A 15,322-nucleotide genomic window follows, 5' to 3' on the forward strand; every position below is an offset into this window, starting at 1 on the left:
GGACGAGGAAATCGTAATCAGATTCGCGGTATTGCAGGCAATACGAGCGCGGCGGGTGTTGGCCTGAGAGTTTGAAATCCAGCGTTTGCACACTGGCAAACACCGAATTGGCCGCTTGATGCTCGTCGATCACTTGCTTGATGATGTCGGGCACCGAAATATCTTGAAACACCCGCGAAGTCCGCCGATGGCGTAAGAGCGCAAATGGCGGCTCGATGATCAATTGATACTTCGCAAAACCGCCGTCCGATCCCAATAATTGCGCTTGCGACACCACGCCGCAACGCGCCACAGCGCCGCCATTGGCATCACGAATCTCAACCACCACCGGCAAGCCGAGCAAAGATTTGAGCTCAATATGGCCATCGGGCGACAGGCAGTCGACGTGGTAGCGATACGGCTGATTCAGCCCCTCGCGCCCAGTAACCGATTGCGGCAACAGCTGTTCGTGCCACAGACTGCCATCACCGAGTTGCAGTGAAATCAGGCGTTGCTGTTGCGAAAATGCAGTAGCAAAAGAGCTAAGTAGTTGAGAAATATTCAATGACATAAATTGGCTCAATTGCTACGTAACAAAGTCGTAAAAAAAATCAACCGTTGTTTCAACATGCTTAAAAAAGTTTTTTCACACCGTGTAACGTCATTAAAAAATGAAACGAAACAGCAATAAAAAAACGTATTCTTCACGTTTTAATTTTCAACATCGATTTCAACCGCATGCGCAGCATCTTCGGTATTGAATTTTTGTCGCATTTTTTTATCTGGAATTCCCTGCTGGAGAAGGAATTTTTCTACATTATTTGCGCGAGCCAATGCTGTAGATTTTGCATTACCAACTTCTTTTGCATTACAAAATCCGCGCAAAGTAATAACGCGGGCTTCTTTTAATCTTGGCAAAATACGTTGCAATTGCGCTTCTAATTCTGGCGTTAATTTGGCAGACATTTTGTCAAATTTTAATAAATAGGGATCAACGGGAGCTGCCGTCGAGACCGCAGCAGCAGATTTACTGTCTACTGAGGATGACTGGTTTAGCTTTGCGGCTGGTTTATTCGCGCAACCATTCAATGTAAAACCAATTAATACGGCAGCAATAATGCAAGCTGAGCGCTTCATTTAAATATCCTTTTTAAACCATCTTAACAATAGAACTATTTTCTTAAAAACCAGAGACAATCACGAAACAGCAATAAAAAACCACCATAATTCAACAACAACCAACAACCCATATAAATTTAAATTCATACGGAATTTTTTCATCTATTTACGTTGCAAGCATTAACTTGCAATGAAAGATACAGCAACTACCTTTCATTGCAATTTACAAAATGCAACTAAAAACTAGGCGATTGTTTTATTAGCTGTCAAATCCCACCCAGCACTTACATTACCGCCGCCAGCGCCATCTGTGCGTTTTTGCTGGGTGTAAGTCCATTTGATTTTGCCGTAACTAAAACTCACCAATTCACTTGGAAAGCCTTCATCATTGGCAGATCCGTGCGGCACAACTTTAGAAATTAAAACTTGTTCCATTTTGATTTCCATATACTTCACTTTATCGCCACCAGAACGGCACAGTTCGATCGTTACATCTTTAATATGTTTACCCGTGCAACACGCTTCATAAATTTTTGGGCTAGCTTTATCCAAAAAATGCGTGATTTCATATTGACTATGATTCACACGCTCTGCCGTAGCACCACCGGCCGAACTGGCTGTCGCTTGCGCTGGCTGTTCAATTTTGTGAGAGAAAGAACCAATCTCGATCCAATCTTTATGTTTATCATCGGTTGATTCACCCGGAATACCGTCAATTTTCAAAAATGCATCAAATGCCATATTGCAAAACTCCAATAAGAATTTAAAAAATACTACTTAGCTTCGCTGCATCAACGTGTGGGTTTTGGCAACTCCGCAACCAGACGCAAGGAAATCGTGAGTTCATCAAGCTGAAAATGCGGGCGTAAAAATGCCGCTGCACGGTAAACACCAGGCTTGCCGGGAACCTCCACCACATCAACGCGAGCTTCACGCAATGGGTATTTTGCTTTCGCTTCTTGGCTTGCAGAGTCATCGAGCAAGACGTATTGCGCTAACCAAGTATTTAAAAAATCTTGTACATTTTGGCGTGATGCAAAGCTGCCAATTTTGTCGCGCATAATTGATTTCATATAATGCGCGATGCGCGAAACCGAGAAAATATAAGGCAGTTGTGTTGAAAGACGGGCATTGGCATTGGCCGAATCGGTATTGTATGACTTGGCTTTTTGTGAAGATTGCCCGCTAAAAAAAGCGGCATAATCGGTGTTTTTACAATGAACCAGCGAGATAAAGCCAAGGTCTGATAACAGCTTTTCGGTCCGGTCAGTAATCGCCACTTCAGTCGGACATTTCAGCGCAACTTCGCCATCATCGGTTTTAAAGGTGTGCGCAGGCAAACCCTCGACCAAACCGCCTCCCTCAACGCCACGAATGGCAGCTAACCAACCAAATTCAGCAAAGGCCGCTGATAGACGTGCCGCATAAGCGTACGCCGCATTACTCCACAGATATTTACGATGATCTGTGCCATCCACATTTTCTTCAAAATCAAAATCTTCTACCGGGCAAGTTTCACGCCCGTATGGCAGGCGCCCCAATACATGGGGTAACACCATGCCCACATAGCGTGAATCATCAGACTCACGGAAAGATTTCCACTTGGCATATTCAACGGTATCAAAAATTTTGGCTAAATCACGTGGCTTGCCAATATCGGTAAAGCTTTCCAGCCCAAATAAGCCAGAACTTGCTGCCGTTATTAATGGTGCATGTGAAGCGGCAGCAACGTGTGACAGCTCTTCAAGTAAATAAAAATCTTCCGGATGGCGGCCAAACTCAAAATCGCCAACCAAGCCAGCATACGGTGCGCCACCAAACGTGCCGTACTCTTCTTCGTAGATTTTTTTAAACAGTGCACTTTGGTCAAATTCTGCAGATGCTTTAAAGTCTTTAAGCAAATCTTTTTTAGAAACATTGAGCACTTTAATTTTGAGCATGGTGCCGGTTTCAGATTCGGCAGTGAGGTATTTTAAACCTCGCCAAGAGGCTTCTAATTTTTGAAAATCGTCATGATGCATAATTTCATTGAGTTGCTCAGAAATTAAAGCATCAATCTCTGCAATACGCGCATCCATGCTAGCTGTTAAATCTCGTGAAACCGTAACAGACCCAGCCAATACCTGCTCCGCTAATTCACCAATTAAATCCTTGGTATGATTTTTTTCTAAATCATTAGTGGCAATACGGCTATTTTCTATAATTGAATCTAGTAAATTACTTGCTTTGTATTGTTCTGTCGGAGTTGCTTCAATAATTTGTTGATTGGCAGTCATGGCTTACTCCTTGACAGAGGCTGGTCGAGCCTTGCTAATTTGATTTAATTTTTCTGTATCACGAAGAACTTCATCTAATAATTCTTCTAATTTATCGTTACCTACAACTTTATTGCGTAAATCTGCCAATCTTTTACGCGCATCGAGTAGTTTTTTCAGCGGTTCAACTTGATTAGCCACATTTTGTGGCTCGAAATCGACCAGCGCTTCAAAATTTAATTCAACTGATAATTGTGAGTCATCATCTGTCAATTTATTATCGACTTTCATCGCCAAACGTGGCGCCATCCCTTTTAAAACATCATCAAAATTATCACGATCAATCTGAACAAATTTGCGTTCTTTTAATTTACGCAAAGGCTCTTTACTATGGCCGGTATAGTCACCTAATACGCCAAGAACAAAAGGTAGTTCTTTATTTTCGATGGCGTCGCCAATTTCAACGTCATACGTAATTTGAACGCGAGGTGGTCGAACACGCGATAATTTTTTCTGTGTGCTTTCTTTGCTCATTTGTATTCCTAAAGAAATTAAATTGCTGAATTAATCATGAAACTAACAAATACCATGCGTAACCTTCAAAACAATTTCACGCAATTTTAAAAGTGATAGGGATGGATCACACAGCTGCCGTCCCAACACGTATGACGCCTCGGCATATGATTGATGGCTGCGCCATGGCGATTGCAAGTCATTAGCACGTACTAATTGGCGCTCATCGGGCGTTTGTCCCCATAACATCGACAATTGCGCCTCACTAAATGGATTAAAAGCCAATGCTAAATAGCGCATACCGTCTTGACTAATAAAAGCAAAATGCAGTGGGTATACCCCTTGCGAGTGAATCGCCGCACGACATAAAGATAACCAAACCGATGCGCCTAATATTTCTTCTCCGGCTCCTGCCGGCAAAGGTAATAAAAATATCTGCGAGGTCATACTGGCACCGTAGCGACGAACCAGCTGAAAATAAAATGCAAATGCCAATAAATTAGATTCAAGATCGCCACATTGACTATCGGTTAAAGCTTGCTCCAATTGTGCTGCGGATGTAGTGCGCATATGTCGCTCCAGCAATTGAGAAGCAAGCTCTAAATCAGCGATCGCACGATGACCAAATACCAATTGATCTTCCATAAATTGCCGACAAGCAAGCATTTCAACAGAATTATCTGCTGCACTTTTGAGTTGATCTTTCAGCCCAGAAAAAAACAATTCATTCGCCAATACAAACTCGGCTTCATTACCATTTAAAACATCATGGGGAATACATATTCCAGCCAATAATGGATAATATCGCCGCGCCTCATCATAACTAGGCAAAACAACGCCTAAAAAACCACCCCGTAAATCTTCGCTATGAAATAGAAATTCACTACTTGGCGCATTAGTGTATGTATCTTGCCACTGATCACAATGTGAAATGTATTTCATACTATCAGCGAACAACTGATCGACCTTCATCGCGGAAGGATGGGTCGCATTAATACGAATAAAATCAGCTCGGCGCGGTAATTTACCAAAAATAGCGTATTGCAATTGCAATTCTTGTACTCGTTTTAAATTAATAGCCATTACACACCTTACATTGTCACTCGTTCTGGTAATGACAGTTTACGTAGCCCTGATAATTGAAGTGGATTAATCCCGCTCACTACACGGAAATTAAAGCGAACCACATCAGCATCACCTGTATCAACTTTGCGAATTTTCCAGCTTAAGACAGCACTATCTGCACCTTGTTGCTCAATTTGAGCCTGGGCCAATAATCGCATCCAACCCATTCGTCCTTGCTGATTATTCACCACGGCACTTGCACCATTAAAAGCAACTACTTGTATTCGGGCTCCTTGCGAATTGCCATTACCCGGCCAAGTAAATGTTTGCCATGGCTGGGGACCATTGCGATAGCGCATTTCTTGGCCATCAACATCAATATAAATTTCAGAAAGACCGGGTGTTGGAATCGGTTGCAATTCAAATTTTGAATTAGCTGATTCAACCATTTGTGTCGACGCCAAATTATTCAACCGACCAACGCCAGACAAAAATGCGGGATTAAATCGAACACCTAAATTGGCCCACGTTCTTGGCGTTAACGTATCGCCTTTTTGTGTTACCAATCCATTTAAATATTTCTCTGTAAATTTATCAATGGTTCCTTCATTAGGTTTGATAAATTTTGCAATATCAGCCATCGGGGCTTCATTGGCAGAATCACTAAATGGATATTTAGCCGACAATACCTTCCATTGCCCATAGACTTCGCGCTGCCAAGCCAAATTTAAATCTCGTTCTACCGGTGATAATAAAACGGCATAAGTTTGAATCAGTGGGCGAACTAAAACAGGGCGCACCATATCGCGTGTTTCTACACTCACTTGGCTGAGTAAAGAATTATCAACCAGCTGCAATGCATCGGCTAATTCTGAACCACTACCATTTAAAGTAGCTTGAACCAATGGCCGTGCTTGAGCCCCAGGCTCATCGCTACTAGCAATTTGATTTATTCTTACTTTTAATTTTGCTAATTGCTCAAGATAGCTGTTGATGGGGGTCGTCCCGACCGCATCAGCTTGAACTAAACGTGCCACGCCAATAAATTGCTTACCCACCTCCCCCAATTCAGTCGCATTCACGACTTTGGGTTGATTATTGCCTTTTATTAGCTCAGTCGTTTTTTCTAAAACGGATTGTTTGGCGTTTTCAATTTTTCGAGATAATTCAGATGGATTATCCCAAGCAGTTTCAAATACCACTCGAGTTAAAATGACTTTAACGGGTGAATTTTGTGTATCGGCGAATTGTCCAATCGCACTGCCGGCAAATGCAATATCATTAAAGTCACGAACAACCACCCCTTGCAAAAACTTTTTCCATTCGGCGGCATATTCTGCACGATACAGTGCTTCTAATTGTGCTTTGTTTTTTTCAAAATCCCCTTCTTTACTTAAATTGTCTTGTAATGATGAAGCTAAAACCCAGTCATCGCTTTTCACCTCACCCTTACTGGCCTCTTCAATAGCTCCACGTACAAATTGATCCCACGCTTCACGGGTAAATGCACCGGCAACCATTTGGCTACCTGCAATCACATCAACGTTTTTATTATTGAGGATTTTAGGCACCGTTAATGGCACAAATCGTGTATTGGCGCGTGCTTTAATTTCGTTGTAGACCCGCTCTGTGGCACTTAAACGTTTTAATGAGGCACGTAATACCTCGCGAGAGGCGCTAACAGTTTGTTTATTATTTTCAATTAGTGGTAGATCTGGCGCATTAATTTGGCTGACATAAAATGCCACAATACGCTCAGCCGCAGCGTTGATTTCTTCATTGCTACGCTGGCCATTATTCGCCTCAAGCCATGAGCGCCAATAGCGTGGAATCTGATCGGTTAAATGGGCTTGATCCATTCTTTGCCGATCATTGAGCATTAAATACGTTTTTAACGCGTTATAACCTTGATCTAATTTGGGCTCAGTCGTGGCGTTCACAGCTTCGGCAGGGGTCGCCGCCTGATCGATTGCAGCCAATGCGGTGGCACGTTGCGGTATATTCCACGCGCTCAAATCAACATTGGGCAAGCCTTTTGGCCGCGGTCGATTAATGCGTGGCGCGGTTTTTACTTTGAGTGGCGCAGGGGCCGCTACTGGCGCAGATGGCGGCGGATTAACCACCGTTGGCGCTGGCTGATTACTCACCAACAAACCTAAAGAGGACTCCAGATTTTTTTTAACCGGTAATAGCATCGCCTGCTGCACCCCGGCGAAATACTCTTTGCGCAGCGCCACTTCAAGCGCGTTGCCTTGATATAAGCCCATACCAATGGCCCAAGGATGACCCTCTTGGCGATACGACTGCAATTGTTCAATGCGTTTTTGCAGTAGACCTAAAGACATCAATTGATCGTAGACCACCCCCGTTGACGCTAATTTTTTTGCCACAATGCGGTCTTGATTCACGCTGGTTAATAATTTTTGATTACCAATATATGACCACGTCCACAACCCAGCACACAGCGCCAATACCGATAAGCCAGAGAGCATGCCCGCCAAACGCCAGCGACTGCTTGCGGGGCGTGTTTGCCGCGAGACCAGATGCTGATCTGGAAAAATCACTTCACGAAATAGATCTCGTAAAAAATAGCTATACGAAGCTGGCGCTTGGCGTGCATCAAAGCCTGCGCGACTGAGCTCAAACTGACTAGAAACACGCGTTGCCGCGCCAATACGTGGCGTTCCTTCTTGCAAAGCGCTCGAAAAGTAAAATCCACGCAATAAGGGTCTGGCATGGTAAGGGTCTTCTTCTTGCAGCAATTGCACAAATTTACCGACTGCGGCTTTGAGCGCATGAAATTCAATCGGAAAAGCGAAAAAAGCCGGTTTATTTTGATTGCCACGGTGCTCTGCGAGTTTTTCTTCGCCGATTTGCACCAAGCCACGGTACATTTCATCAAACTGGGAGCTAACTACTTGGTGCGCATCAAAGCCAGAGCCTTGTTCGGCGCTGAGCGTCGCCCCCCACACCGAATTACGTTCAGCATCGGTCATGGCTTCAAAAAATTGCGCAAACCCCCCCAGCAAATCCAGCTTGGTAAAAATCAGATAAATAGGTACTTGCAAGCCAAAGGTCGCTTCTATTTCATGAATCCGCTCGCGAATTTGCCGCGCATACAGCACAAACCCTTCGGTTTGATGTTGTGCTAGTTCTGGCAAGCTAATGGTGACTAAAATGCCATTCACCGGCGCTTTTGAGCGATTTCGTTTCAATAACTTCAAAAACTCAAGCCATTCAACTCGATCTTCCGATTGCGTGGTGTAGCGTCCAGCGGTATCAAGAAGCACCCCTTCGGTAGAAAAAAACCAATCACAATTGCGCGTGCCACCCACGCCTTGCACGCCCGACTTATCGCTAAATGGAAAGGTTAAGCCCGATTGCAAAATCGCCGAGCTTTTACCCGCCGCCGGATGACCAATAATCATGTACCACGGCAATTCATACAGCGCTGCATTACCGCGCGACTTGCCCAGTTGTGAGGTTTTTAAAGTATCGATTGCGGCTAACATGCGTTGACGTAGCAAATTAACCTCGGCGCGCTTATCCGCACTCGCTTCAATCACCGCATCATCGGCCTGCTTCATCAGCATTTTTTCAATAAAACCACCAGCTCGGTTGGCAATTAATTGACCGACCAGCAGGCTGAGCACCCATAGCAACATCACGCCCAAAATCCACGCAAAGCGCAATTCGGCACTTTCAAGACCCAGCCATGGGCCTAAAAACCAGATCAGCGCAATTAAGATTAAAAATCCAATTGCGGATGTGACTTTGGCGTTACGCAGCCAATATTTCATTCGATTCCATCTCCAAACAATCCATAGCGTTATTTATTTTTTTGCAATAAAACGGCCAATGAACCGGTTTTTTCAATATGCCCATAGTCTTTAAATGACCAGCGCCCACCCCACGTCAAACCTGCTGCCTCGGCCTCTTCGCCCAATGCCTGATAAGCCTCGCTGGCCCATGGGTCTTTTTCCGAAATAATCACTTTGCCATTTTTTATTGGCGCTAAATCAACAGCCCAGCCGTATTGATGTTTACTCTGCCCGCCTTTTGCTTTAGTCACTAAATTCGCCATTTGTGCCAATTCATCTTGCCGCTCAGGACTGCGATAGCCCTCAAGCAAAGCCAGTGGGTAACCACGCTCATCCATTTTTTTCATCACTTGCAGTACTTGCTGCACAAAGCGAGACTCTAATTGCTGCCAATCGCGATTGGCACCGGCCAAACTCGGCTGTGAACGGGTGGCATTAATAAACACTTCTGGCGGCAAGGCCGGTGGCGGCGCTAACTTGGCCTCAGTCAAAGTGTTTTGAATATGCGCTGTTTGTCCGTATTGCTGCGGTAAAAATGGGGCCAACACGTGCAATGTATTGAACTTGAGCGTGACCAGTACCACCATGACAATCAACAAAAAACTGGCCACAGGAACCCGAGCCAGTTTTAGCCCACTGAGCAATAACCGGCGACTACCCACACTCACTGAGTCTGCAACAACGTCATCTGCCAAGATCTTTTTAGGCAAGTGAGCGGGCGGCTCAACCGCCATGCTCGAAATTTCTTTCGAGGGGGTGGCAACAAAAAAATGCCAGCCTATCCATGCCAACAAGCAAAACAACAGAATCAAAAAAACAATAAGTAAAGTATTCAAACCACACCCTTACTCAATAATTTCTAAATTACAATTGCAATATCATATAATATCTTCCACTTGCTTTCACGAACTTTATACATACCTTCGACTAAATAATGAATTCATAATATAAAACCTAACAAAATAGTTCAGCTCCAATGCCAAACTGAATTCATTAATCATAAAACGGTAATACAAGAATATGCTAATAAACATAATGAATAACTCTCTTCGCCTCATTCTGGCACTGGCCATAATAACGACATTAAATGCCTGCTCTAGCTCTGGACCCGTTGAATTGAAGCTGCAAGGCGATGCAAATCCACTATTAAATCGCGATAGCAGTGGTAAATCGTTATCGCTGGTATTGCATATCTATCAATTGAAAAGTGTCGAAGAATTTAATCGTTTAACTTTTGATACCGTCTCTAGCGGAAAGACCCCAACAGAATTGCTAGGCAATGCTTTAGTTACACATTCTGAATTTGTTTTATTGCCTGGTAAGAGCAATACATTGCCAATCACGCTGCAGGCAGAGACTCAATTTGTTGGCGTTGTTGGTTTTTTTAGAAAGCCTGATGCACAATTTTGGCGCGCACTCATTAGCGGCCAAGCGCTTCGTGATAGCAAAGAACTCACGATCAAAGCACAAGATTGTTATTTGCAAATCATCAAACCCAAAACGCAACTCATCCCCGGCCAACCCGCCACACTCAAAGCCGATTGTGGGATATCACCAGCCAAAACAAACACCCGAAATAAATAACCGCCAACCCTAGGTATACCCTGAAAAACCATATCTAGCAGGAGCTCGGAGCTAATACATCATGTTAAAAACCAAGCGCGTTTTATGGGGCGAAGGCATGTTTCTTCGCCCACAACACTTTCAGCAACAATCGATATTTCACGAGCATCAGCAAGCCGAAATTCGCAACCTGCTCAATCGTCATGCCTGGGGTTTACAAAAATTTCAAATCGATCAAGCCGCGCTACGAGGCGGGCAAGTCCGCTTAGATGTTCTGGAGTTATTATTTCGTGACGGCACCTTGTTTCAAGCACCGCAAGCTGAACCTTTGCCGCTGTCGCGCAATCTGAACGAAATCCCGCAGCTGGGCGTTAACTCAACGCTCTACGCATGCTTGGCGCAATTGCAACCCTACGGTGGCAATACGCAGAGCGAAAATGCCGCCTCACGCCCTACTCGCTATCGCAACGCACACACCGGCATCGCCGATCTTTTCACCCAAGCGCTGGACGCCGACATCACCACGATGGCGCTGGACGTTCGCTTAATGGTTGCAGAGGAAAATCGAGATGGCTACGAAGCAATTGCCTTAGGACAAATCAAAAAAGACGCCACCGGACAATGGTCCATCAGCAACGAAATTTATCCACCGGCAACTACGGTGAGTGCCATTCCTGAATTGCAGCAAAGCTTACGGCGCTTACTCGATATTTTATTGGTCAAAAGCCAAGCATTGGCTGGCGCACATCGCGAACGCGCCAAAAACGTTATGGAATACGGCAGCACCGACATTGCATCATTTTGGTTACTGCACACCGTGAATCGCAACTTTGCCCGTATCAACCATTTAATCAAGTGCGAGCCGCTACACCCTGAAGAGCTGTATCGTGCCTTGGCGGAATTTTGTGGTGAATTGCAAACGTTCTCATCGGTTTACACCTTGGCCGACATTCCACCGTATCGGCATGAAGCGCTACACGACACGCTGCCGATCCTAGATAAGCAGATTCGCGAATTACTCGACACGGTGATTTCAGCGCGTTATGCGATCATACCGCTCACCTCGCCCAAGGCATCGTTCCATATTGGTCACCTAGAAAGTGATCGATTTTTGGAGAATGTCGACTTCTATTTATCCATCCAAAGCGAGCAATCGTCAGCGACCGTCATCGAAACCGTGCCACTCAAATTCAAAGTGGGTGCCCCAGACGACGTCGATAAAATCCTTAATTCGGCAATGCGGGGCGTCAATCTGTCTTATGCAGCGCAAACGCCATCGGCGATCCCGATTCGCGTCGGCAATCACTATTTTGCCTTTGAGCCGCGCGGCGATATTTACCAGCGCATGCTGCAGTCGCGCAGTATTTGTATCTACGTACCGCAATCACTGTCTGATTTAAAAATTGAACTCATTGCCGTATTTCGCTAAGGCCTAAACCATGAACCCAATCACCAATCAAACCCCATTGACCGATTCACAAATGACAATCAAGCAAGCGATTATTGCCAAGCCTGCAGCGCCGAGTTTGCGTGAATTAATGGAAGACGGCATTTATTTGCTGTTTTTACTGCGTGATGGCAACGCCCCGAGTAGCGCCGCTGAGTTTAATCGCCGCATTGATCATTTTTTATCGCAATTTGAGAAAAATGCTCGCAACTTCAACAAAGAGAGTGCTGCTATTCAAAATGCAAAATACGCATTTTGCGCACTTATGGATGAAATTATTCTGTCGTCTGAATTTAGTTTGCGCGAAGAATGGGAAAGGATGCCACTGCAATTACGTATTTTTGGTGAGCATTTGGCTGGAGAAGGTTTTTTTGATCACCTAGAAGTCTTGCGCCGCGACCCCAATGCCAATATCGAAGCACTTGAAGTGTTTCACACCGGTTTATTGCTGGGCTTTCAAGGAAAATACTTGCTCGAAGGCCAAGAAAAACTCGGCTACCTCACCGCACGCGTCGGCCAAGAAATCACCCAAGTGCGCGGCGGCAAAGCTGAATTTGCCCCCAACTGGCGTCTGCCACAGCGCTTTCAAGCGTTTGTTCGGCACGAATTACCACTCTGGCTGTATTTCGCGCTACTGGCCTTGGTCGGAGCCGGAATTTTTATGACTTATCGCTTTTTGTTGTCGCAAGATTTGAGCAAAGTCTTAGGCAGTTAGCCATGAGTTTGCCACGCAGACCCACGCAAACCTTACCGTCGTTTTTAGATCGTTTATTGGATGACGAGCCTGATTTGAGCACATCAAGCGGCATGCTGTTGTTTGAGTTACCTCAATTTCGCCGCGCCTTAGCGCGTGACTTAGAGGCGCTACTCAATACGCGAATTATGGACCAACCAGAGCTATTTGATTTATATCCACTAGCCAAAGATTCGATGCTGCAATTTGGCATCCCCGATCTGTCGGGTGTCAGCCTACTCAATCCAGACGATAGAGAAATGCTGCGCGAACGCTTACGCAAAGCCATTGAGCGTTTTGAGCCTCGCTTATCGCGCGTTCGCATCAGCTTGGACGCGCCGCGCGAGCTCGAGCGGCATTTACGGTTTCGCGTTGACGCAGTACTCAAAATCCATCCGCATCGACCGCCAGTCAGCTTTGACGCGACCTTGCAACTGTCTTCCAATGTGTATCGCATCCAAAGCGATCGCTAATCGGCGCCTATAGATTATGAATTTACCCGCCCTTCTCGCTGCTTTTGCTACTGCATTTTCGCAACAGCAACGCCTGATTTCACTGCAACTCGGAGATGGCAGTCTGTGGCACGAACAGCTGTTGCCGCAATTGGTGACGGGGCGCGAGGGGATGAATCAGCCGTATCGCTACCACGTCGACTGCCTGTCGCCCGATGGCCATATTGAGCTCAAATCTTTGCTCGGCTTGCCGGTGGTGGTTGAGATTCGTGATGCCAATGGCGGCGCTGTGGCGCGTTGCGGCGTGGTGTCGCAAGCGCAATTATTGGGATCGGACGGCGGTTTTGCGAAGTACGGCCTTAAAATAGAGCCACCGTTTGCGCTGCTACGCCATCGCCGCACTTCGCGGGTATTTCAAGATATTTCGGTGCCCGACATCATCAAGCAAGTGATCGGCGAGCATCAAGCGGCCAATTCGGTGTTTGCTGCCGTGCAAACGCTGGATTTCAAACTCTCTGGGCAACATCCGCCGCGCTCGTATTGCTTGCAATACCGAGAGTCTGATTACGACTTCCTCGTCCGACTGATGCATGAGGAAGGCTTGGCGTGGCGCTTTGAACACCTGCCCGCCGAATCACCGCAAGTGCAATTGGTGGTGTTTGACGACGCCTTTGCGATCCCCGAAGCCAGTGATTCGTTGGTTCGCTTTCATCGCGCCGACGCGACTGAAGAAAGCGATGCGCTGCTTGAATGGACCGGTACCCGCCAAGTTGGCAGCAACCGCGTGTCGTTGGCAACGTTTGATTACAAAGCCAGCAATACCCGCTTTAGTGGTGATGACAGCGCGGTCGATCAAGGCGATGGCGGGCAGCAATTACAAGCATCATTTGAAGATTACGATCCGCAGTCACTGTATTACGCCAGCGATGCTGAGCAACTGAGCCATTACGCGCAACTGCGCCAGCAAGCGCATGACGCGCAAAAGAAATCATTCAGCGGCAGCGGCACTTTACGCTCTTTACAAGCGGGCCAATGGTTCCGTCTAGAAGAGCATCCCGCGCACGAATGGGATAGCGCCGAGCAACGTGAGTTTGCGATTACCGAGCTGACCTTCACCGCACATAACAATCTGCCGCACGACCTAACCCAGCAGCTGCGCCAAATCGCGCCGAGCTTATTAGCTGTAGGGTCGGCTTCAGCCGACCAAAAAACTAGCCCAAATACCCCCGCGCCGTATCGCGTTGAATTTAAATCTCAACGCCGTGGCCAGCCTATTACCCCTGCCTTTAACCTAAACGGCAACGAGCAACTCGCCAAACCCAAATCGTGCGGCGTACAAACCGCCACTGTTGTTGGGCCACGAGGCGCAGCCGATTCAAATCAATCCGAAGAGGAAATCCACACCGACGAACTCGGCCGCATCAAAGTCCAATTTCACTGGCAACGTGGCAGTGAACACCCTGACTTCGGTGCCAATCTGGATGACAAATCCTCTTGCTGGATCCGCGTCGCTTATCCGAGCGCTGGCGCAAGCTGGGGCCATCAATTCATCCCGCGCATTGGCCAAGAAGTGCTGGTGGATTTCATCGAAGGCGATATCGACCGGCCGATTGTCACCGGCGTCGTCTACAACGGCAGCCACCCAACGCCGACGTTTAGCGGTGCTGGCAGCCTGCCCGCCAACAAAACACTATCTGGCATCAAGAGTAAAGAATACCAAGGCGGCCAATACGGCGAACTGCTGTTTGACGACAGCACCGGCCAAGTTCGCACCAAGTTATCAAGCGAACACGCCAAAACCCAGCTCAACCTCGGCTACCTGATCCACCCTAGAACGAACGGCAAGGGTGAGTCTCGCGGCGAAGGCTTTGAGCTGCGCACCGATCAACAAGGCGCGATTCGTGCTGGCAAAGGTCTACTTTTAACCACCGAAGCCAAAACCGGCGCGAGCGGCAAGCAACTCGATCGCAATCCAATCAACAGTCAGCTCGAATCGGCATTTGAACTCGCCAACAGCCTCGGCGAAGTCGCGACCAAACAGCTCGCCGACACCATCGAAACCGGCAACAACGAACAAACGATCAAGCCGGATAATTCAACTGGCGAAAAGAGCAAATCCGGCCACCTGCACCACCACGTCCACGCCGCCAAAAGCTGGGAAGCCGGCAGCAACACCGACACGGACAGCAAAACCACATCGCAAGATCAAGCTGGCCAGCAGCAACTATTGCTGCTCCACGGCCAAGACGGCCTTGCACTGACGACGCCACAAAGCCTGACGCAAACGGCAGGAACAAACCTCGACCAAATCGCCCAGCGCGACCACAACCAAACCACCGGCCGCCGCTGGATCCACAACGTCGGCCAACACATCA

13 protein-coding genes are annotated in these 15,322 nt (G+C 46.8%); 5 read left to right on the forward strand and 8 right to left on the reverse strand.

From position 1 onward, the window contains the following. The 8 genes from Q0V82_RS14580 to Q0V82_RS14615 all read right to left on the reverse strand — a co-directional run. Nucleotides 1–544 (reverse strand): type VI secretion system Vgr family protein (locus Q0V82_RS14580; RefSeq protein WP_297576904.1); only part of this gene is annotated, 544 nt, incomplete at its 3' end. Between the two features lie 146 nt (nt 545–690). Then, nucleotides 691–1,116, reverse strand: a complete 426-nt coding sequence (locus tag Q0V82_RS14585; RefSeq protein WP_297576891.1) for an OmpA family protein — start codon at nt 1,114–1,116, stop codon at nt 691–693. A 225-nt stretch (nt 1,117–1,341) separates the two neighbouring features. Continuing rightward, nucleotides 1,342–1,839, reverse strand: coding sequence for a type VI secretion system tube protein Hcp (locus Q0V82_RS14590; RefSeq protein ID WP_297576892.1), 498 nt, complete (start codon nt 1,837–1,839; stop codon nt 1,342–1,344). Between the two features lie 50 nt (nt 1,840–1,889). Then, nucleotides 1,890–3,374, reverse strand: a complete 1,485-nt coding sequence (gene tssC / locus Q0V82_RS14595; RefSeq protein ID WP_297576893.1) for a type VI secretion system contractile sheath large subunit — start codon at nt 3,372–3,374, stop codon at nt 1,890–1,892. Between the two features lie 3 nt (nt 3,375–3,377). Further along, nucleotides 3,378–3,887, reverse strand: a complete 510-nt coding sequence (gene tssB / locus Q0V82_RS14600; RefSeq protein ID WP_297576894.1) for a type VI secretion system contractile sheath small subunit — start codon at nt 3,885–3,887, stop codon at nt 3,378–3,380. A 42-nt stretch (nt 3,888–3,929) separates the two neighbouring features. Continuing rightward, a complete protein-coding gene (gene tagF, locus Q0V82_RS14605) occupies nt 3,930–4,949 on the reverse strand; it encodes a type VI secretion system-associated protein TagF (protein ID WP_297576895.1) in 1,020 nt (339 codons plus the stop codon). A gap of 8 nt (nt 4,950–4,957) precedes the next feature. After that, complete coding sequence (gene tssM, locus Q0V82_RS14610) at nt 4,958–8,731, reverse strand: type VI secretion system membrane subunit TssM (protein ID WP_297576897.1); 3,774 nt, start codon at nt 8,729–8,731, stop codon at nt 4,958–4,960. Between the two features lie 29 nt (nt 8,732–8,760). Next, nucleotides 8,761–9,588: a M15 family metallopeptidase gene (locus Q0V82_RS14615; protein ID WP_297576898.1), complete on the reverse strand. Its 828-nt coding sequence runs from the start codon at nt 9,586–9,588 to the stop codon at nt 8,761–8,763. A gap of 199 nt (nt 9,589–9,787) precedes the next feature. Between Q0V82_RS14615 and tssJ the strand changes: the two genes are divergently transcribed. From tssJ to Q0V82_RS14640, 5 genes are all read left to right on the forward strand, one after another. After that, nucleotides 9,788–10,336, forward strand: a complete 549-nt coding sequence (gene tssJ / locus Q0V82_RS14620; protein WP_297576899.1) for a type VI secretion system lipoprotein TssJ — start codon at nt 9,788–9,790, stop codon at nt 10,334–10,336. 61 nt (nt 10,337–10,397) lie between these two features. After that, a complete protein-coding gene (gene tssK, locus Q0V82_RS14625; RefSeq protein ID WP_297576900.1) occupies nt 10,398–11,744 on the forward strand; it encodes a type VI secretion system baseplate subunit TssK in 1,347 nt (448 codons plus the stop codon). A 10-nt stretch (nt 11,745–11,754) separates the two neighbouring features. After that, nucleotides 11,755–12,477, forward strand: coding sequence for a type IVB secretion system protein IcmH/DotU (gene icmH / locus Q0V82_RS14630; protein WP_297576901.1), 723 nt, complete (start codon nt 11,755–11,757; stop codon nt 12,475–12,477). Nucleotides 12,478–12,479: 2 nt separating this feature from the next. Continuing rightward, the gene (gene tssE, locus Q0V82_RS14635) at nt 12,480–12,968 is read left to right on the forward strand and encodes a type VI secretion system baseplate subunit TssE (RefSeq protein ID WP_297576902.1); all 489 of its coding nucleotides are present in this window, start codon (nt 12,480–12,482) and stop codon (nt 12,966–12,968) included. A 16-nt stretch (nt 12,969–12,984) separates the two neighbouring features. Further along, the coding region (locus Q0V82_RS14640; RefSeq protein WP_297576903.1) for a type VI secretion system Vgr family protein at nt 12,985–15,322 on the forward strand (2,338 nt) is incomplete at its 3' end.

It is taken from the genome of uncultured Deefgea sp. (assembly GCF_947072475.1).
GTDB lineage: Bacteria > Pseudomonadota > Gammaproteobacteria > Burkholderiales > Chitinibacteraceae > Deefgea.

Excerpts from the sequence above, each read along its gene's own strand:
- Q0V82_RS14585 (WP_297576891.1), bottom strand. The coding sequence starts at position 1,116 with ATGAAGCGCTCAGCTTGCATTATTGCTGCCGTATTAATTGGTTTTACA.
- Q0V82_RS14590 (WP_297576892.1), bottom strand. The coding sequence starts at position 1,839 with ATGGCATTTGATGCATTTTTGAAAATTGACGGTATTCCGGGTGAATCA.
- tssC (WP_297576893.1), bottom strand. The coding sequence starts at position 3,374 with ATGACTGCCAATCAACAAATTATTGAAGCAACTCCGACAGAACAATAC.
- tssB (WP_297576894.1), bottom strand. The coding sequence starts at position 3,887 with ATGAGCAAAGAAAGCACACAGAAAAAATTATCGCGTGTTCGACCACCT.
- tagF (WP_297576895.1), bottom strand. The coding sequence starts at position 4,949 with ATGGCTATTAATTTAAAACGAGTACAAGAATTGCAATTGCAATACGCT.
- tssM (WP_297576897.1), bottom strand. The coding sequence starts at position 8,731 with ATGAAATATTGGCTGCGTAACGCCAAAGTCACATCCGCAATTGGATTT.
- tssJ (WP_297576899.1), top strand. The coding sequence starts at position 9,788 with ATGAATAACTCTCTTCGCCTCATTCTGGCACTGGCCATAATAACGACA.
- tssK (WP_297576900.1), top strand. The coding sequence starts at position 10,398 with ATGTTAAAAACCAAGCGCGTTTTATGGGGCGAAGGCATGTTTCTTCGC.
- icmH (WP_297576901.1), top strand. The coding sequence starts at position 11,755 with ATGAACCCAATCACCAATCAAACCCCATTGACCGATTCACAAATGACA.
- tssE (WP_297576902.1), top strand. The coding sequence starts at position 12,480 with ATGAGTTTGCCACGCAGACCCACGCAAACCTTACCGTCGTTTTTAGAT.